The sequence below is a fragment of the Streptomyces sp. AK08-02 genome (assembly GCF_033795085.1).
Lineage (GTDB): Bacteria > Actinomycetota > Actinomycetes > Streptomycetales > Streptomycetaceae > Streptomyces > Streptomyces echiniscabiei.
The window spans coordinates 163,982-182,938 of the sequence record NZ_JARAZV010000021.1; the positions used below are offsets into that span (position 1 = coordinate 163,982).

Annotated in this window: 18 protein-coding genes; 9 read left to right on the plus strand and 9 right to left on the minus strand. The window is 69.6% G+C overall.

What is annotated here, in order from left to right; genetic code table 11:
* Positions 1 to 14 precede the first annotated feature (14 nt).
* Positions 15 to 533 carry a histidine phosphatase family protein gene (locus PV734_RS37505; RefSeq protein WP_319293860.1) on the plus strand — a complete coding sequence of 173 codons (519 nt, stop codon included), beginning with the start codon at positions 15 to 17 and terminating at the stop codon, positions 531 to 533.
* Positions 534 to 628: 95 nt separating this feature from the next.
* Here PV734_RS37505 and serB read toward each other — a convergent pair whose 3' ends face one another.
* Complete coding sequence (serB, locus tag PV734_RS37510; protein WP_319093871.1) at positions 629 to 1,831, minus strand: phosphoserine phosphatase SerB; 1,203 nt, start codon at positions 1,829 to 1,831, stop codon at positions 629 to 631.
* 105 nt (positions 1,832 to 1,936) lie between these two features.
* A complete protein-coding gene (locus tag PV734_RS37515) occupies positions 1,937 to 3,955 on the minus strand; it encodes a streptophobe family protein (protein ID WP_319093872.1) in 2,019 nt (672 codons plus the stop codon).
* Positions 3,956 to 4,196: 241 nt separating this feature from the next.
* On the opposite strand from PV734_RS37515, the gene PV734_RS37520 reads away from it, so the two are divergent.
* Positions 4,197 to 6,728, plus strand: a complete 2,532-nt coding sequence (locus PV734_RS37520; RefSeq protein ID WP_319293862.1) for an FHA domain-containing protein — start codon at positions 4,197 to 4,199, stop codon at positions 6,726 to 6,728.
* A gap of 84 nt (positions 6,729 to 6,812) precedes the next feature.
* Here PV734_RS37520 and PV734_RS37525 read toward each other — a convergent pair whose 3' ends face one another.
* The 3 genes from PV734_RS37525 to PV734_RS37535 form a co-directional block, all read right to left on the minus strand.
* Positions 6,813 to 7,538: a transglycosylase SLT domain-containing protein gene (locus PV734_RS37525; protein ID WP_319093874.1), complete on the minus strand. Its 726-nt coding sequence runs from the start codon at positions 7,536 to 7,538 to the stop codon at positions 6,813 to 6,815.
* A gap of 340 nt (positions 7,539 to 7,878) precedes the next feature.
* Positions 7,879 to 8,925, minus strand: a complete 1,047-nt coding sequence (locus tag PV734_RS37530) for an S-adenosylmethionine:tRNA ribosyltransferase-isomerase (protein ID WP_319293864.1) — start codon at positions 8,923 to 8,925, stop codon at positions 7,879 to 7,881.
* On the minus strand, positions 8,922 to 9,617 hold the full coding sequence (locus PV734_RS37535; RefSeq protein ID WP_319293866.1) for an SDR family oxidoreductase: 696 nt from the start codon (positions 9,615 to 9,617) through the stop codon (positions 8,922 to 8,924). The genes PV734_RS37530 and PV734_RS37535 overlap by 4 nt, the downstream gene beginning before the upstream one ends.
* 190 nt (positions 9,618 to 9,807) lie before the next feature.
* Here PV734_RS37535 and PV734_RS37540 point away from each other — a divergent pair, with 190 nt between their 5' ends.
* The 3 genes from PV734_RS37540 (at position 9,808) to chpE (ending at position 11,984) form a co-directional block, all read left to right on the plus strand.
* Positions 9,808 to 10,956 carry a GAF domain-containing sensor histidine kinase gene (locus PV734_RS37540; protein ID WP_319293868.1) on the plus strand — a complete coding sequence of 383 codons (1,149 nt, stop codon included), beginning with the start codon at positions 9,808 to 9,810 and terminating at the stop codon, positions 10,954 to 10,956.
* Positions 10,949 to 11,587: a response regulator transcription factor gene (locus PV734_RS37545; protein ID WP_319093878.1), complete on the plus strand. Its 639-nt coding sequence runs from the start codon at positions 10,949 to 10,951 to the stop codon at positions 11,585 to 11,587. Before PV734_RS37540 ends, PV734_RS37545 begins: the two co-directional genes overlap by 8 nt.
* A 151-nt stretch (positions 11,588 to 11,738) precedes the next feature.
* A complete protein-coding gene (chpE, locus tag PV734_RS37550) occupies positions 11,739 to 11,984 on the plus strand; it encodes a chaplin ChpE (protein ID WP_055535068.1) in 246 nt (81 codons plus the stop codon).
* 327 nt (positions 11,985 to 12,311) lie between these two features.
* On the opposite strand, the gene PV734_RS37555 is transcribed toward chpE, so the two are convergent.
* Positions 12,312 to 13,094, minus strand: a complete 783-nt coding sequence (locus PV734_RS37555; protein ID WP_319093879.1) for a hypothetical protein — start codon at positions 13,092 to 13,094, stop codon at positions 12,312 to 12,314.
* 129 nt (positions 13,095 to 13,223) lie between these two features.
* Between PV734_RS37555 and PV734_RS37560 the strand changes: the two genes are divergently transcribed.
* From PV734_RS37560 to PV734_RS37570, 3 genes are all read left to right on the plus strand, one after another.
* A complete protein-coding gene (locus PV734_RS37560; protein WP_319093880.1) occupies positions 13,224 to 14,015 on the plus strand; it encodes an ABC transporter ATP-binding protein in 792 nt (263 codons plus the stop codon).
* Between the two features lie 109 nt (positions 14,016 to 14,124).
* Positions 14,125 to 14,556, plus strand: coding sequence for an NfeD family protein (locus PV734_RS37565; protein WP_319093881.1), 432 nt, complete (start codon positions 14,125 to 14,127; stop codon positions 14,554 to 14,556).
* Between the two features lie 148 nt (positions 14,557 to 14,704).
* Complete coding sequence (locus PV734_RS37570) at positions 14,705 to 15,664, plus strand: SPFH domain-containing protein (RefSeq protein ID WP_319093882.1); 960 nt, start codon at positions 14,705 to 14,707, stop codon at positions 15,662 to 15,664.
* 127 nt (positions 15,665 to 15,791) lie between these two features.
* On the opposite strand, the gene PV734_RS37575 is transcribed toward PV734_RS37570, so the two are convergent.
* The 3 genes from PV734_RS37575 to PV734_RS37585 form a co-directional block, all read right to left on the minus strand.
* Positions 15,792 to 16,298, minus strand: coding sequence for an HNH endonuclease (locus PV734_RS37575; protein ID WP_319093883.1), 507 nt, complete (start codon positions 16,296 to 16,298; stop codon positions 15,792 to 15,794).
* A 143-nt stretch (positions 16,299 to 16,441) separates the two neighbouring features.
* Entirely contained in the window at positions 16,442 to 16,981 is a 540-nt protein-coding gene (locus PV734_RS37580) for a YbhB/YbcL family Raf kinase inhibitor-like protein (protein ID WP_319093884.1), read from the minus strand.
* A 58-nt stretch (positions 16,982 to 17,039) separates the two neighbouring features.
* Positions 17,040 to 17,822: a sporulation protein gene (locus PV734_RS37585; protein WP_319093885.1), complete on the minus strand. Its 783-nt coding sequence runs from the start codon at positions 17,820 to 17,822 to the stop codon at positions 17,040 to 17,042.
* 146 nt (positions 17,823 to 17,968) lie between these two features.
* Between PV734_RS37585 and PV734_RS37590 the strand changes: the two genes are divergently transcribed.
* On the plus strand, positions 17,969 to 18,610 hold the full coding sequence (locus tag PV734_RS37590) for a DNA-3-methyladenine glycosylase (protein WP_319293870.1): 642 nt from the start codon (positions 17,969 to 17,971) through the stop codon (positions 18,608 to 18,610).
* The last annotated feature ends 347 nt before the right edge of the window (positions 18,611 to 18,957 follow it).

Below are 18,957 nucleotides of genomic sequence, written 5' to 3' on the forward strand. Positions count from 1 at the left end.
CGAAGCTGGATGCCATGAGCGTCGCAGAACCCCGCAGGATCGTCCTCTTCCGGCATGCGAAAGCCGACTGGCCGCAGGTGACCGACCACGAGCGGCCACTAGCCGACCGGGGCCGCAAGGACGCCGCCGTCGCCGGACGCAAGCTGGCCGACAGCGGTATCCCTCTCGATCTGGCTCTCTGCTCCACCGCCACCCGGACCCGCGAGACGTGGAAACTCGCAGTCCACGAACTCCCGCAACGGCCGAAGACCGTCTACGAGGAGCGGATCTACGAGGCCTCACCCGGCGAGCTCATCGCCCTGCTCAACGAAACGCCGGACGACACGCGGAACGTGGTCCTGATCGGCCACAACCCAGGAGTGCAGGCCCTCACCGACATCCTGGCCGGCGAATCCGAGGACGACCCCCGCACCAGGCTGACCGACCGCGGCTTCCCGGCGGCGGCCTTCGCGGTGCTCTCCTTCACGGGCTCCTGGAAGGCACTGGAGCCGGAAACGGCGACCCTGCTCGACTTCTGGGCACCGACGGAGTAGGCCCCGGCGACAACGGGCGGCACAGGCTGTGGGCAGACGTTCCGCAAGAACGAAGGGGAACGGGCCGTCTCACAGCCTGCGGCCCGTACCCAGGGCTACTCGTGGGTGTCCGCCGCCTCGACCTCTTCCCGAGTGACACCCAGCAGATACAGCACGGTGTCGAGGAAGGGGAAGTTCACCGCGGTGTGCGCGGCCTCCCGCACGACCGGCTTGGCGTTGAAGGCGACGCCGAGCCCCGCCGCGTTCAGCATGTCCAGATCGTTCGCCCCGTCGCCGATCGCCACGGTCTGATCCAGCGGCACCCCGGCCGCCGCCGCGAACCGCCGAAGCAGCCGGGCCTTGCCCGCCCGGTCCACGATCTCGCCGACGACCCTGCCCGTCAGCTTCCCGTCGACGATCTCCAACGTGTTGGCCTGGGCGAAGTCCAGCCCGAGCCGCTCCTTGAGATCGTCCGTGACCTGGGTGAACCCACCCGAGACGACGCCGACCTCGAACCCGAGCCGCTTCAGCGTACGGATCAGCGTGCGCGCACCCGGCGTGAGCCGTACCTCGCTGCGCACCTTCTCCACCACCGACTCGTCGAGTCCCTTGAGCAGCGCCACACGCGCGTGCAGCGACTGCTCGAAGTCCAGTTCCCCACGCATCGCGGCGGCGGTCACCTCGGCCACCTCGTCCTCGCAGCCCGCGTGCGCGGCGAAGAGCTCGATCACCTCGTCCTGGATGAGTGTCGAGTCCACATCCATGACGACCAGACGCTGCGCCCGCCGGTGCAGCCCGGCCGCGACCACCGCGACGTCGACACCGAGTGCCGCCGCATCGGTGACCAGAGCGGTGCGCAGCGGCTCGGTCGCCACACCGGAGACGGCGAACTCGACCGCTGTCACGGGGTACTTGGCGAGCCGGAAGATACGGTCGATATTGCCGCCGGTGCGGGTGATCCGGGCGGCGATCGCCGCGGTCGACTCGGCGGTCAGCGGATGCCCGAGCACGGTGACGACGGAACGCCCGAGCCCACGCGGCCGGTTGTCGCCGAGGCCGGAGATGATCTCCGCCTGCATCTTCATCGACTCCGCCCAGCTGTGGACGGTGGCCCGGAGATCACCCTCGATACCGGCGGGCGGCTGGGTCACCAGCGCGCACAGCACCATGCGGCCACGCGTGACGACCTGCTCGATGTCGACGACGTCCACGGAGTAGGCGGCAAGGGTGTCGAACAGACCGGCGGTGATGCCCGGCCTGTCCTTGCCGAAGATTTTGACGAGAAGGGTGGGTACGTCAGCGGTCTGCGTAGCGTTCATGGTGTTTCCACCGTATCCGGCACCCAGTGCCTCCCGCGCATGCGGTCCGCCTGACGGACGGCGAACAGTACGTTTCGTGAGGATGGCGAAGACCTTACGGGCAGGTCAGCGCCGTCCCTTGGGTGTGCCCGGCGGGGGCGGTGCAGGCGGTGGCGGTGGCGGGGGAGGAGTCCGCTTCTCCGGTACGGGCCCCGACGAACTCCCTCCACGCCGCCCGGGCCGTCGCGGAGGCGGCGAGAGCGGCCTGGCCATGGTGGGAAGCCCGTACAGGTTCTCCGGCGGTCCCTCTCCTTCGCCCTCTCCCTCGCCGGAACCGGCCGATTCGGGTGCGCTGCTCCGGTCGGGCGACCGCGCCTCCGTGGACGGGGCATCGGGCGCCCGGCCGCCCTCGTAGGGCGACCGCCCGTCCGGGCCCCACCCGCTTCCGTAGGGCTGCCCGGCCTCGGCCGGCCGCGCGTCCTCGGGTTCCACAAGCCCGCCGGGCAGCCGTAGATACGGATTGGTGTCGCGGTTGGGCGGCCGGTACGGCGAACCGGGTGCGTACGGGCCGGCATACGGACCCCGGCCACCGACCTGCTCGTGAACGCCGTACCCCGCTTCCCCTTCCCCGGTCGCCGCGACTGTCAGCCCCCTCGCCGCCCCCGCCCCGTGCGCGCCCGCCCCCACGTCACCGCCCGTCCACACATCACCCAGAGCCAACGGCACCGCCCGCCACCCGGCCGCCCCGCTCACATACGCCAGCAGCGCTCCGACGGCTCCCGCTCCCGCCCCCCACACCGCACCCAGCAGCACGGCCGCGACCAACTGCCCGCGCAGTTCGATTCCGGCGCCGAACGCGTCGAAGCCCAGGACCGAGATCGAGGCGTCCACGGACACCTCCGCCAGCCAGGCGACCAGCGGCAGCGCCACCGCGGTCACCACCCCCAGCCGCAACGCGCACCGGCCGGCGAAACGCAGGGCACCTGGATCCCGTACGGCGAGGGGCACCCGCGCCCCGACGTCGTCCGGCGCGACACCCCGGGCCAGCGGTGTCCGTGCCGCCGCGAGGATGCCCGCCAGCAGCATCATCAAGGCCGCCGCGACCCCCAGCAGCCACACCCGGCTGTCCAGTTCCGCCAGTCTGCCGAGGCTGACCGACTGGTCGTCCGCCGAGCTGAGGAGCCGGTCCAGGGGATCCGGGAGGACGTTCACCAGCACCCCGGACGCGCTGCCGTCGAACGGGACGAACAGACCGATCGTGACACCCAGCCAGACCCCGTTGGGGGCGCCGAGCAGGGCCGCGCCCGCGATGCGTTTGGGGTGGGCGTCGCCGATCGCCGCGTACCCGGCAGCCGCGAACCCCGCCGCGACCGCCACCAGCGCCACGGTGACCAGGGCGGAAGCCGCCGGACGTACGACGCGATGGACCGTTTCCCAGCCGCGCGGCAGGGGAGTGCGGCGTGAGGCCAGCAGGGCGATCGTCAGGACTCCGGCCGCCCAGACCAGGCCGCCGAGCAGCGTGGGGAGCGTGTCGACGGTGAAGCCGACCGCCGCCTTCGCGTCGATCAGGTCGCCGACCCGGTCGGGCAGCAGCCCGCTGATGTCACCGAGCCCCGGGATGTCGATACCGCCGCCCCCCGAGCCCCCGCCGCCGCCCGTGCCCGGGAGGTCGTCGAGGCCCAGAGCGCCGCCGTCGATCGTGATGACGTCGTGCCCCGCCCAGGCCAGCCCGCCCAGCGTGGCCACGAAGAGGGCGGTCACCGCACCCGCGCGCGCGAGTAGTTCGGACGGGGAGATCACCGCCCCCGCCCCGCGCAGGGACCGTAGGAAGAACCACGACAGAAGCACCGCGCCCACCAGGCCGACCCCCAGTGGCGCGATCTCGACGGCGGTGGCCGCCTCCGCTCCTTTCAGGCCGAAGGCCGACACATCACCGGACGGTGTGACCGAACCACCCGCCCCAAGGACCACAACCGCCGCGGTCATCGGCCCGAGCGAGGCGGTGGCGTCCGCCTCCAGCAGATGCAGACCGAGTGCCGCCGTGCCCGCCATTGCGATCAACGCCCAGCTCACAGCGGAGATCGCGGAGAGCAGCACGTTCCCCCACGGCACCCTCCCGCGCTGCTCGGCCGTCTCGATGTTCATCGTCAGCCCCCGATCCGCGCGACGGCGGTGCACCGCGCGTGTCCCCCCTCGCGTGGGATTACCACTCTCCGGGCCGGTTTCCACCCCGTCAACGGCGCGTCGCCGTCCGCTTCCACGCCCCGCGCGCAAGGCCCGACTTTCGGTCAGGGGGCTGAGCCTGAAATAGTTCCCCACGATGTTCGACATCCCTAGACTCCCCGTGTTGGGGCAGATATCGGGGGACAACTCAGTGGGGCATGGAGTGCCGGAACTCGTACTGGAATTGAACGGACGGACCTGGACTCTCGATTCGTCCAGGCCCTACACCCTCGGACGTGATCCGCAGGGGGACATCGTGCTCGATGACGCCAGGGTCTCCTGGCGGCACGCCACGATCAGCTGGGGCAGCCGCAGCTGGGTCATCGAGGACCACGGAAGCACCAACGGCACCTTCGTGCAGGGGCAGCGCATCCACCAGATGGAGATCGGGCCGGGCTCGGCCGTCCATCTCGGCAACGCGACCGACGGTCCGCGTCTGAGCCTCTCCAGCAGTGCCGCCTCGGTGGCGACGCCACAGGTGGCGCAGGTGCGGCAGCAGCCGCTCGCGGCTCAGGGTGCGAGCCCTAGCTGGGCCCAGCCGCCCCAGCAGCAGACGCCGGAACAGAGCTGGCCGCAGTCCGAACCGCAGCAGCAGGCGGGCGCGATCCCGCAGCAGCAGGGCCCCGGCGCGGAGGCGGCGGGGGGAGGGGCAGGGGCGGCGCCGGTGTACGGCGACCGCAGCCCGACCACCTTCCACCAACTGCTCCTCGGCCGGGTGATGCGCATCGGCCGCGCCCTGGAGAACGAACTGGTCGTCTCCGACCTCCAGGTCTCCCGCAACCACGCCGAGTTCCACGCGACGCCCGACGGCCGCTTCGAGATCCGCGACCTGGGCTCGCACAACGGCACGTACGTCAACGGTATGCCGATCGCCAAGGGCGGCACGGCGCTGCTCGGCCAGAGCGACATCGTCGGCGTCGGCCACTCCACGTTCCGCCTGGTCGGCGACCGTCTGGAGGAGTTCGTCGACACCGGCGAGATCTCCTTCTCGGCCCGCCATCTGACGGTCACGGTGGACGGCGGCAAGCAGATCCTCAAGGACGTCTCCTTCGGCGTCCCGGAGAAGTCGCTGATCGCGGTCATCGGCCCGTCGGGCTCCGGCAAGTCGACGCTCCTGAAGGCGCTCACCGGCTACCGGCCCGCCAACCAGGGCGACGTCCTCTACGACAACCGCAACCTGTACAAGCAGTTCGCCGAGCTGCGCCAGCGCATCGGTCTGGTCCCGCAGGACGACATCCTGCACAAGGAACTGACCGTCAAGAAGGCCCTCAAGTACGCGGCCAAGCTGCGTTTCCCCGCCGACACCACGACGGAGGAGCGCGAGCACCGCATCGGCGAGGTGCTGCGCGAGCTGAAGCTCGACATCCACAAGGAGAAGAAGGTCACCTCCCTCTCCGGCGGCCAGCGCAAGCGCGTCTCGGTGGCCCTGGAGCTGCTCACCAAGCCGTCGCTGATCTTCCTGGACGAACCGACCTCCGGCCTCGACCCGGGCATGGACCGTGACGTCATGCAGCTGCTGCGCGGCCTCGCCGACGACGGCCGTACGGTCCTGGTCGTCACGCACTCCGTGGCCGAACTGGCGATCTGCGACAAACTCCTGGTGATGGCACCGGGCGGCGCCGTGGCGTACTTCGGCCCGCCCGAGGAAGCGCTGAACTTCTTCGGCTACGACACCTGGGCCGACGTCTTCTCCGCCTTCGAGAACTATCGCGACTACGACTGGGCGGGACGCTGGAAGGGCTCGCAGCACTACCAGATGTACGCCGCGGACATCGACGCCGTCGCCCCGCAGTCCGTAGACATGCCGCCCGCACAGGCCATGCGCCCGCCCAAGCCACAGGGCTGGGGCTCCCAGCTGATGACCCTGATCCGGCGGTACGTGACGGTCATCGCCTCGGACAAGGGCTTCCTGGCGCTGACGGTGATCCTGCCCGCGGTGCTCGGCGCGGTGAGCCTGCTCATCGACCCGGACAAGACACTGCTGCCCGGCAAGATCAACAGAAGCGGCCTCAACGTCCCGAACGGCACGGCCACCACCGTTCTCCTCATCCTCGCGGTCGGCGCCTGCTTCGCCGGAGCCGCCAACTCCGTCCGTGAGCTGATCAAGGAACGGGTCATCTACGAACGGGAGCGCGCGACCGGCCTGTCGCGTTCCGCGTATCTGATGTCCAAGGTGATCGTCCTCGGCTTCATCACGGTGCTGCAGGGGCTCATGGTCGGCGCGATCGGCTTCTCCAGCCGCACGATTCCCGACGAGGGCCTGATCTTCGGCAAGTTCGTGCTGCTCGAACTCTCCATCCCGATCATGGCGCTCGGCTTCTCGTCGATGATGTTCGGTCTGGTCATCTCCTCCTTGGTGAAGACCTCCGAGAAGACCATGCCGCTGCTCGTCATGTTCGCGATCATCCAGGTCGTGTTCACCGGCTGCCTGTTCATCCTGCACGGCAACATCGGGGTCAACGAGTTCTCGTACCTGATGCCGTCGCGCTGGGCGGTCGCCGCCGCGGGCGCCACGCTGGACTTCAACAAGATCAGCCCGAACGTCGACGACCCCGGCAGCACGGACCCGCTCTGGGACCACACTGCCACCGCGTGGGGCATCGACATGGTCGCGCTGATCGCGCTCGGCGTGATCTGCGGCTTCTTCGTGGCCCGCTTCCTGCGCCGCCACGAGCCCGAGGTCATGCGCAAGTGACCGGGGCCGCACGACGGTGAAGGGCGGCACCCCCGGTGGGGGTGCCGCCCTTTCGCCTGTACGAGTCAGAGGTCCGCGCAGGCCTCAGTACGCGCCGTTGACGTTGTCGATCGAGCCGTACTTGTCGGCCGCGTAGTTGGCGGCGGCCGTGATGTTGGCGACCGGGTTGTAGATGTTCGTCGACGTACCGGACACGTGGTACGCGTTGAAGGTCGGCTGGATGACCTGGAGCAGACCGATCGACGGCGTACCGTTCTGGGCGTTGACGTCCCAGCCGTTCACGGCGTTCGGGTTGCCCGTCGACTCCCGCATGATGTTGCGGTACAGGCCGTTGTAGGACCCCGGGATGCCCTTGTCCGACATGATCGCGAGGGCCTCACGGATCCAGCCGTCGAGGTTGTTGGCGTACGTCTTCGTGGCGGCCTTCTTGAGCGCGGCCCGCTTGGCGGACCGGCTCGCGGCCTCCTTCGCCTTGCGCGCCTTCGCGGCCTTCGCCGCTGCCTTCTTCTTCGCGGCGGCCTTCTTCGCGGCGGCGGCGTCGAGCGCCTTCTTCTTCGCCGCGGCGGCCTCGGCCTTCACGGTCGCGCCGGCCAGCTGGTCGGTGACGCTCGCCTTCACGTCCTTGAGCTGCTCCTGGCTGAACACCACAGGAGCGGCCGAGACGGCCTCGGAGGTGGTCCGCGCGTTGTCGCTCGGCACGAGCGTGAACGCGAGGGCGGCGGCGCTGAGCGTGGCGGCACCGGCTATCGCGAGCCTGCGGGTCCTGGTCGATATTCGACTATGACCAGAAGTGGTGGTGTTCTCGGGCATGGCGGTAGGACCTCTTCGAATAGCGCGGAGGTCGCTCGGCGTCCGGGGGACAGGCGTGCTTCCGGCACAAACGCCGCGGGCGGAACCCGCGGCGCTGAGCGACGGCTGCCATTCTTAGCGGCCGCAAAATGCTGTGGCAAAGGTGTGACGTACTACGGGGGGTAGTGGACCCGTGAAGGGCAAAATAGGACAGACCGGAGCGTCTTTCCCGCTCACCGGGTGGACGTTTGTCTCCTATCGCCTCTAGTAAGTGATGTGCGTCCTATGTGCGGGCTCACATGGGTCGAATGCGCCTCTCACCATTTGTTGCGAGAGCAATGCTCAGCGTGAGGGTGCTGGCTCAGGCCTCCGCCGGAAGGAGGAGATGCACGTCCCCGAACTCGTGCCACAGGTACCGCTCGCGCAGCGCCTCCTCGTACCCCCGGTCGATCGCCGCCCGCCCCGCGACCGCCTCCAGCATCAGCAGATGCGACGCCGCCGGCTCGTGCAGCCCCGTCAGCAGCCCGTCCACCACCCGTACGCCGCGCCCCGGCGTCACCACCAGGTCGGTCCACCCCTCGGCCGCCCGGACGACACCGTCGGGCCCGGTCGCGGACTCCACCGCCCGCACAGCCGTCGTACCGACCGCCACGACCCGCCCGTCCCCGGCCCGCACGGCGTTGATCAACCGCGCCGAAGCCCGCGACACCGCGAACCGCTCCGGATACGGCCGCTCGTGCGCCTCTGCCGAAGCGACCCCGGTGTGCAGCCTGACGGGCGCGAACCGCACCCCTCGGCTCACCAGCTCCGTCACCAGCCGTGCGGTGAAGGGCCGCGCGGCACTCGGCATCTCCGCGCTGCCCGCTCCGTCGCGGGACGGCAGCGCGAACACCGTCTGATACACGGACAGCGGCTGATCCCGTTCCGTATAGGAGTAGCGAATGGGCCGCCCGTGCTCCCGCAGAAGGGGAGGCACCGGCCCGCTCACCCGCGCCCACCACAGCCGGGCGCCGCCCGCGGCCAGTGGTTCCTCGACAACCAGTCCCACACCCCCGGCCAGCCGCACCGCCGTCCCCGATACGCCCGCACGCGCGCGCGTGGTGCCCTTTCCATCGGGATCCCGCAGCTCGACGGCCCACCGCCCGTCGTCCCCGCGCGTGGAGAAATGCACCACCACGCGCGCGTGCCCGACCCGCCCGTCCACTGCTGCGGCCAGCGTCGGCGACGTGTTGACGACCAGCAGATCCCCGGCCCGCAGCTGCCGGGGCAGCTCGGCGAAGCCGTGATGCGACACCGCGGCCCCCCGCGACACGAGCAGCCGTACGTCGTCCCGGTCCAGCCCCGGCCCCCGCTGCTCGACCGGCACCCGCGCCGACAGCTCCTCCGGCACCTGTACGGCCATGGTCATCGCGCCTCCAACAGGGACGCCGCCGAGTACCGCCCACTGGCCGGCCGCTCGTCCAGCAGCCGCAGAAAAGCCGGGACGACACCGGCCGGCTCCGGACGCGGATCCTCATCGCCCGGTACGGCCGCCGCGTACAGGTCCGTCCCCATGTCCCCGGGATCCACCGCCCAGACCCGCAGCCCGGGCTCCTCCTCCCCGAGCACCGCCGCCAGCTGGTCGAGAGCCGCCTTGGAAGCCCCGTAACCGCCCCATGTCTCGTACGCCTCGGCCGCCGCGTCCGAACTGACGGTGACGACCGCTCCGGCCGCCGACCCCCGCAGCAGCGGCAGCGCCTCCTGGACCAGGCCCAGCGCGGCCACCACGTTCACCTCCAGCGCCCGACGCAGCCCTTCCAGGGACAGCTCCTCCAGCCGTACGAGCGGTTCGGCGCCCAACGCGCTCGCGTTGCTCACCAGGAGATCCACACCGCCCAGCCTCCACGCCGCCGACACCAGCCCGGCACGATGACCGGCGTCCGTGACATCACCGGGGAGGGCCTCCACCCGCCCTCCGTACGCGGCCAGCGACTCGGCGGTGGAGTGCAGGACCTCCGGGGTTCTCGCGTCCAGTACGAGATCCCAGCCCCGTCGCGCCAGCGCCGAGGCCAGCGCCAGCCCCAGTCCCTTGGAAGCCCCCGTGATGATCGCGACCGGCATGACTGCGTCCCCTCGTCCTCGACTCGGCTGCCGGTGATCGGCAGCACACCCAACGTAGGAACGGGACCGTCCCGGCCGCCTCGTGCGTCGGCCGCAACTCACCGGGGCCCTTCGCCCTAGGCCCTACGGCCCAGGCAAGGCCGCCACAGGTCGGATACGCGCTGTCACACCCCGCCGGTACCGTGAGGGCATGTGTCAGGGATCCCGGTCCGGCCTGGCCGCGGTGAGCGCCGCGCTGCTGGCCATGAGCAGGCACCTGGAGGTGCGCGACGTCCTCAAGACGATCGTCGCCTCCGCCAGAGAACTGCTCGACGCGCAGTACGCGGCGCTTGGGGTCCCGGACGACCACGGCGGCTTCGCCCAGTTCGTGGTCGACGGCGTCAGTGACGCCCAGTGGAAGGCCATCGGCCCGCTCCCGCGCCAGCACGGCATCCTCGCCGCGATGCTGCACGAGGCCCGGCCCGAGCGCCTGGCCGACGTCCGCCAGGACCCGCGCTTCGAGGGCTGGCCCTCCGCCCACCCCGACATGTCGGACTTCCTGGGCCTGCCGATCCGGGACGGCGACGAAGTACTGGGCGCTTTGTTCCTGGCCAACAAGAGGTGCCCGAAACCGACCGGCGGCTGCGGTTTCACGGAGGACGACGAGGACCTCCTCGCCATCCTGGCCCAGCACGCGGCGATCGCCCTGACCAACGCCCGCCTCTACGAGCGCAGCCGCGAACTGACCATCGCCGAGGAACGCTCACGCCTCGCCCACGAACTGCACGACGCGGTCAGCCAGAAGCTGTTCTCCCTGCGACTGACGGCCCAGGCCGCCGCCACCCTCGTGGACCGTGACCCCGCCCGCGCCAAGGGCGAACTGCAACAGGTGGCGGCGCTCGCCGCGGAGGCGGCCGACGAACTGCGCGCCGCCGTCGTGGAGCTCCGACCCACCGCGCTGGACGAGGACGGCCTGATCGCCACGCTCCGCACGCACATCCAGGTCCTCGACCGCGCGCACTCCGCGCGCGTGACCTTCGACAGCCATGGAGTCCGCGCCCTTCCGGCCGCCCAGGAGGAGGCTCTGCTGAGAGTCGCCCAGGAGGCCCTGCACAACGCGCTGAGGCACTCCGGGGCGGCCCGGGTGGAGGTGACCCTGGAGAGGCGCGGTCAGGGCGGCACCGCCCTGCGCGTCACCGACGACGGCAGCGGCTTCGACCCGACGGCGATACGAGCCGCCGGACGCCACCTCGGGCTGGTCTCCATGCGGGACCGGGCGAGCGGGGCCGGCGGCCGACTGGACGTGGAGTCGGCCCCCGGAAAGGGCACCACGATCGAGATGGAGGTCCCCGGTGGCTGACGCGATCAGGGTTCTGCTCGTCGACGACCACCAGGTGGTCCGCCGGGGCCTGCGCACGTTCCTTGAGGTGCAGGACGACATCGAGGTCGTGGGCGAGGCGTCGGACGGCGCCGAGGGAGTCGACCGCGCACAGGAACTGCAACCGGACGTCGTCCTCATGGACGTCAAGATGCCGGGCATGGACGGCGTCGAGGCGCTGCGCAGACTCCGCGAACTCGACAACCCCGCGCGCGTGCTCATCGTCACGAGCTTCACCGAGCAGCGCACGGTGGTCCCCGCGCTCCGCGCCGGCGCCGCCGGGTACGTCTACAAGGACATCGACCCGGACGCCCTCGCCGGCGCCATCCGTTCCGTGCACGCGGGACACATCCTGCTGCAGCCCGAGGTCGCCGACGCGCTGCTGACCCAGGAGGAGACCCACCCGGGCCAGGGAAGGGGCGGCTCGCTCACCGAGCGGGAGCGGGAGGTACTGGCGCTGATCGCGGACGGCCGCTCGAACCGCGAGATCGCCCGCGCCCTGGTGCTGTCCGAGAAGACGGTCAAGACGCATGTCTCGAACATCCTGATGAAACTCGACGTGGCGGACCGAACGCAGGCGGCGTTGTGGGCGGTACGTCACGGTATGGCCTGATGCCTGGCAACACGGAACGTTCCCTTCCGGGCTGAGATTCATACCGTCGTGGGAATGTCCCCCGGATGGCGCATCCTTCGTGGATCTCCGGCGTTCTCCAGTGCGTGCCGCGGCGACCTGCCGCGGTGAACGCAAATGGGAGGGCTCAGACATGAAGAACCTGAAGAAGGCCGCCGCTGTGACGATGGTGGCGGGCAGCCTGGTCGCCGCCGGCGCCGGTTTCGCCTCCGCCACCGAGGGCGCGCACGCCAACGGTCAGGCCATCGGCTCGCCGGGCGTCGCCTCCGGCAACCTCGTCCAGGCCCCGGTGCACATCCCGGTGAACGTGGTGGGCAACAGCGTCAACGTCATCGGCGTGCTGAACCCGGCCTTCGGCAACCTCGGCCTCAACCACTGAGGCACCGCGACACCGAGTCACTGAGGCTCTGACCTCCGGCCTCCCGGGTCACACTCGGGGGGCCGGTCGGGGCTTTCGACTCCCGGCCGGGACGGCACCCCCAGCCTGTCCGGCGCGCCCACAGCCTGGCCGCACCTTTCCAGCGCAGGCCCGCATTTCCAGCCCGTCCGGCGCACCTGCAGCCCCGGCCGCGCCTTTCCAGCGCAGGCCCGCGTTTCCAGCCCGTCCGGCGCTTGAGGACAAGGCCCGTCCAGGGCCGGAGCGGGGGTCTGGGGGCGGCAGCCCCCAGCGAGGCCCACACCAACTCCCCGCCCGGCAGAGCCAACCTCACCGCACCCCCCGCTCCTCCACAACGGAGTTGTACGCCGCGACCTGCGCCCGCCGAGCCGTCCGCTCCACCGGCCGCAACGCCTCCGCCCGCGCCGCGATCTCCGACGCGCTCACCGCCCCGCCGGGCCCGTTCTCGGACGCCACCGAGACCAGCAGCCCCACCCGCTGCGCAAGCTCCAACACCCGTACCGCCCGCGGCGGATACCCCGGCGCCAGCACCTCGCGCCCCCGCTCCGCCCGAGCCCGGTACGCGTCGACGGCCGCCTCCGCGACCGGCCCCGACCCGGCGACGTCCAACCGCGCCAACACCGCCGTCGCGTCCCGCAGCGCCTCCGCCAACTCCCGCTCGGCCTCTCCGAGGGACGGCACGTCGGCGGGCGGCGCCTCCCGCACCGGCAGACAGTGCCAGACGACCTCGACATGTACGTCTCCGGCCGGCCCGGCCTCGGACACCTCCGGCACCAGCCCCAGCGCGGCCCCCTCGCAGATCACCGCCTCCTCCGCCTCCAGCGCCCGCGCGTTGAACTCGGGGGGCCCGCTCAGCCCGAGCGGATGCCCGGGCGCGGGCAGCGCGAGCCGGAGCCCGGACGCACCGAGCGCCCGCAGCCGCCCCAGTGCGAGCGTGAGACCGACGGGCGCCGACTCACCGGGCATCCCCTCGACCCGGTGCACCGCGTCCTCCCCGACAATGGCCAGCACCGCGTCGTCCGGCGAAACAAGTCCGGCCAACAGGGCATTTCCCCATGCGGCCAGTCGTCCTGAGCGTGGTTCCGAGAGCATGCCCCCCACCCTAAGGACCGACCGAGGGGAGGGACGGGCCGACCGGTGGCGTAGATTTCGTGGGGGGCTGCGCCCACAGGCGCACACGACGTGAGACTGGCCGACACTGCAAGGGGAGACAACCCGCTCATGAGCGATGTTCTGGAGCTGGAGGACGTATCCGTGGTCCGCGAGGGCCGGGCTCTGGTGGACCAGGTCTCCTGGTCGGTCAAGGAAGGCGAACGCTGGGTCATCCTCGGCCCGAACGGCGCCGGGAAGACGACCCTCCTGAACCTCGCTTCCAGCTACCTCTACCCCAGCCAGGGCACCGCCACCATCCTCGGTGAGACCCTCGGCAAGGTCGATGTCTTCGAACTGCGTCCACGCATCGGCATGGCCGGCATCGCCATGGTCGACAAGCTGCCCAGGCGCCAGACCGTGCTCCAGACGGTGCTGACCGCCGCGTACGGCATGACAGCCGGCTGGCAGGAGGAGTACGAGGACATCGACGAACGGCGCGCCCGCGCCTTCCTCGACCGCCTCGGCATGAGCGACTACCTCGACCGCCGCTTCGGCACCCTCTCCGAGGGCGAGCGCAAGCGCACTCTCATCGCCCGCGCCCTGATGACCGACCCGGAGCTGCTGCTCCTCGACGAGCCCGCCGCGGGCCTCGACCTCGGCGGCCGCGAGGACCTCGTACGCCGTCTCGGCCGACTCGCCCGCGACCCCATCGCGCCCTCCATGATCATGGTCACGCACCATGTCGAGGAGATCGCCCCGGGCTTCACCCACGTCCTGATGATCCGTCAGGGCAAGGTGCTCGCCGCCGGCCCGCTGGAGCTCGAACTCACCTCCCGCAACCTGTCGATGTGCTTCGGCCTCCCCCTCGTCGTCGAGCAGCGCGGCGAACGCTGGACCGCGCAGGGCCTGCCGATGGCCTGACGGCACACGAGGCACCCTGTGGAACAACTGGTGGACCAACTGGAAGAACCCTGTGCCAAGTTGATCGGCGCACTGTCGGTGACCAGGCCCGCGGACCTACCATGACGATGTGAACGACATCGACGCATGGGTGTGGTGGCTCGTCGGCGCGGTGGCGCTGGGTATCCCGCTCGTGGTGACCGCGATGCCGGAGTTCGGCATGCTCGCCGTGGGCGCGCTGGCGGGTGCCGGCGCGGCCGGACTCGGCGCCGGGGTGGTCGTCCAGGTGCTCCTGTTCGCCGTCGTGTCGACCGCGCTCATCGCCGTCGTACGGCCCATCGCGACTCGGCAGCGCGCGGACCGGCCCCAACACCTCTCCGGAATCGACGCGTTGAAGGGCAAACAGGCCGTCGTCCTGGAACGCGTCGACGGCGCCGGTGGCCGGATCAAGCTCGCCGGAGAGATCTGGTCGGCCCGCTCCCTGGACACCCAACTCGCCTACGAAGTAGGCCAGGAGGTGGACGTCGTCGAGATCGAGGGGGCCACGGCGATCGTCATGTGACCTCTGCACGGCGCAAGTGATCGGAACGTCCCACAGGCACCCGACGGTCTGTCACACTCGACCAGCAAGATCTTCGACAAGCAAGATCTTCATCAGGCATACGATCTTTCCGTAAGCGCCACGGCGGAGAAGGGTACGGGGATCCACGATGGAACCCATCATCATCGTCCTGATCATTCTGGTGGTGTTGGTCTTCATCGCCCTGATCAAGACCATCCAGGTCATTCCACAGGCCAGCGCAGCCATCGTGGAACGGTTCGGCCGGTACACGCGGACACTCAACGCGGGCCTGAACATCGTCGTTCCGTTCATCGACACCATCCGCAACCGCATCGACCTCCGTGAGCAGGTCGTACCGTTCCCACCGCAGCCGGTGATCACCCAGGACAACCTGGTCGTCAACATCGACACCGTCATCTACTACCAGGTCACGGACGCGCGGGCGGCGACGTACGAGGTCGCCAGCTACATCCAGGCCATCGAGCAGCTCACTGTCACCACGCTCCGCAACATCATCGGCGGCATGGACCTGGAGCGGACCCTGACCTCCCGCGAGGAGATCAACGCGGCCCTGCGCGGAGTCCTCGACGAGGCCACCGGCAAGTGGGGCATCCGCGTCAACCGTGTCGAGCTGAAGGCGATCGAGCCGCCGACCTCCATCCAGGACTCGATGGAGAAGCAGATGCGCGCCGACCGTGACAAGCGCGCCGCGATCCTCACCGCCGAAGGTATCCGCCAGTCCCAGATCCTCACCGCGGAAGGTGAGAAGCAGTCCGCGATCCTGCGCGCCGAAGGTGAGGCCAAGGCAGCCGCCCTGCGCGCCGAGGGCGAGGCCCAGGCCGTCCGCACGGTCTTCGAGGCCATCCACGCCGGCGACCCGGACCAGAAGCTCCTCTCCTACCAGTACCTCCAGATGCTCCCGAAGATCGCCCAGGGCGACGCCAACAAGCTCTGGATCGTGCCCAGCGAAATCGGCGACGCCCTCAAGGGCCTGTCCGGCGCCATGGGCAACCTCGGCAACTTCGGTAACCCGGGCGGCGGTTCGGGCGACGGAGGCAACTCGGGCGGCGGCACCGAACGCCGAGAGAAGCCGTCAATCACGGACTGACGTCTCCTGAGAACTCCAGCGACTGTCCCCGCGCCCTGTAGGGGCGCGGGGAACCGCGCGACAAGCCACACTCAACCGGCGGCCAACCACTCACCGGTGGACCCCAAAAAGTCCCACCCGCACAGAACTACGCCGCCGGCTGCGTCAACCACTCAGGCAGCGCCTCGAACTCCCCCTGCCCCAAGGACAGAAGCATCGCGTCCGCGGGCGACGGCTCGAACGGCTGCCGCAGCAGCGGCATCCCCGCCTGATCCGGAGTCCGGGCCGCCTTGCGGTGGTTGTCCTCCGCACACGACGCGACGGTGTTCAGCCAGGAGTCCTGCCCGCCCTGCGCCCGCGGCACCACATGGTCCACGGTCGTCGCCCGTCGGCCGCAGTACGCGCACTTGTGCCGGTCCCGGACCAGCACACCCCGCCTCGACCACGGAGCTTGTCTTCGGAACGGCACCCGGACATAGCGGCAGAGCCTGATCACACGCGGCGCGGGTATGTCGACAGCGGCTCCGCGCATACGGATCTCGGGGTGGGCCTGCTCGACAACAGCCTTGTCCTGCAGCACCAGAACGACGGCCCGGTTCAACGTCACCGTCGACAGTGGCTCGAAGCTCGCGTTCAGTACCAGCGTGTCCCGCATCCAGCCCACCTCCTCTGCTCACCGGCCCACCGCGTGGCGGGCTTGGATCAACTCTGGCCGGGCACGCCGAGATGGACAACGCAATAAAAATGCCCGCCTCTGATCACTTCCATGACCAGAGGCGGGCAAACGTTGAATGAACGTCAGTCTTCGGCGGGAACCTCGTACTCACCTACGAGTTGGGCACGCGCGATCGCGTGGAACCGCAGGTTGAATCCGATGACCGCGGGCGACGCGTCCGCGTCCGGACCCAGCTTCTCCTGGTCCACGGCGTACACCGTGAACACGTACCGGTGCGGACCGTCCCCGGCCGGCGGTGCCGCGCCGCCGAAGTCCCGTGTGCCGTAGTCGTTGCGCACCTGGACCACACTCTCGGGAAGCCCCTCGAACTTGCCGCTGCCCGCACCCGCCGGCAACTCGGTCACCGAGGCCGGGATGTCGAACGCGACCCAGTGCCAGAACCCGCTGCCCGTGGGCGCGTCCGGGTCGTAGCAGGTGACGGCGAAACTCATGGTCTCCGGCGGGAACCCCTCCCACCGCAGCTGCGGCGAGGTGTTGCCGGACGCGTAGACCTGAGCGTCCTTGAGCGTCGCACCCGCCTCGACATCCTCACTCGTGACCGTGAATGACGGCACGGGCGGATGGAAGTCGTGCGGCAGCGGCGGCCTCTTGAGCTCGGTCACCTCGGTACCTCCTGGTGGATCGACCCGGATACGTGTCTGTCTTCGTACAGCGACGCTACTAGAACCAGCTGCGCTTGCTGCCGACCTCGGCCAGCCACTGATTGAGGTACGCCGCCCAGTCCGTGCTCTGGTAGTCGTGCAAGCCCACCTGGAACGACCGGAAGGTGTCACTGCCCTCGCTGAACAGGCCGGGCTTCTTGTCCATCTCCAGCACGACGTCCATCGCGTGCTCGTCGGCGACGAAGCTCAACTCGACCTGGTTGAGGCCCCGGTACTGCGACGGCGGGAAGAACTCGACCTCCTGGTAGAAGGGAAGCTTCTGCCGGGTACCGCGAATGTGACCCCGCTCAAGGTCCGCGTTCTTGAAACGGAAGCCCAACTGGACGAAGGCGTCCAGGATCGCCTTCTGCGCGGGCAACGGGTGCACGTTGATGGGGTCCAGGTCTCCGGAGTCGATGGCACGGGCGATCGCCAGCTCGGTGGTCACTCCGATGTGCATACCGCGCAGCGCCTGACCGTCGATCATCGTGACCGGCGTCTCCCACGGGATCTCCAGCCCGAACGGCACGACGTGCACGGCACCGGCCTGGACCTCGAAGGCGCCGCCCAGCCGCACCTTCGTGAACTCGATGTCCTGCTTGTACTCCTGGTCGCCGCCCTCTACCTCGACCTTGGCCTGGAGCCCGACGGACAGCCCCTCGATCTGCTGGTTGACGGAACCACCCTGGATCCGCACCTCACCCTGGACGACACCGCCCGGAACGACGTTGACCTCTGTCAACACCGTCTCGACCGAAGCCCCACCGGCACCCAGGCTCGCGAGCAGCTTCTTGAACGCCATGTCTCTCCCTTGTCCAGCGATCCTTGCGATCCCTTGATCCTTAGAAACGCGATCCGACCGTGACCGGTTCCGCCCTCACCCTGGCAAGCCGGACGCTTCCTGGCCACCCCGTTCACCGAGACACACCTGCACTACGCTCGGACGGCATGATCGCGCCCGCTGACCGTACGCCCCTCTCCAGGGAGTTCTTCGACCGGCCAGTACTGGAGGTGGCCCCCGATCTCCTCGGCCGCGTCGTCGTACGCACCACACCGGACGGTCCGATCGAACTGCGCCTCACAGAGGTAGAGGCGTACGACGGCCCCAACGACCCCGGCTCCCACGCCTATCGCGGCCCCACACCCCGCAACAGCGTGATGTTCGGTCCGCCCGGGCATGTGTACGTCTACTTCACCTACGGCATGTGGCACTGCATGAACCTGGTGTGCGGCGCCGAGGGCACGGCAAGCGGGGTCCTGCTCCGTGCCGGCGAGATCATCGAGGGTGCCGGGCTTGCCCGTAAACGGCGATTTTCAGCCCGAAACGACAGGGAACTGGCCAAAGGCCCGGCCCGTCTGGCCACCGCCCTCGATGTGGACAGAGCCCTCGACGGTACGGACGCCTGCGCGACCGGAGCCGCGTCGATCACGGTCCTGACCGGCACCCCTGTCACCACGGACCAGGTGAGCAGTGGTCCACGCACCGGTGTGGCCGGCGACGGTGGCGTCCATCCCTGGCGTTTCTGGATCACCAACGACCCTACGGTGAGCCCCTATCGGGCCCATGCACCTCGTCGTCGCTCAACTTGACGGCCTCTTGGGGGGTCCGTAAGGTAGTCCGAGCCGCTTGACCCGGGTACGGCGATCGCCTGCAGCCGGAAGCGGCCAAACCACTACCTACGACTCCCTCTCAGCGGGGGCAATTTCGGCGTGCCTGCACCCTGAATTGCGAACGCGCGGAACTCGATTATGAGTTACCGAGGGAATCGGCTAACGTAGTGAATGTCGAAAGGCCGACAGGCGAAAGCCAAAAGTCTGAGGCACTCCCGCCGACAGGGAATCGGATACGGAAACGGTCTGATAGAGTCGGAAACGCAAGACCGAAGGGAAACTGCCCGGAGGAAAGCCTGAGAGAGTCTCTTGGGTGAGTACGAAGG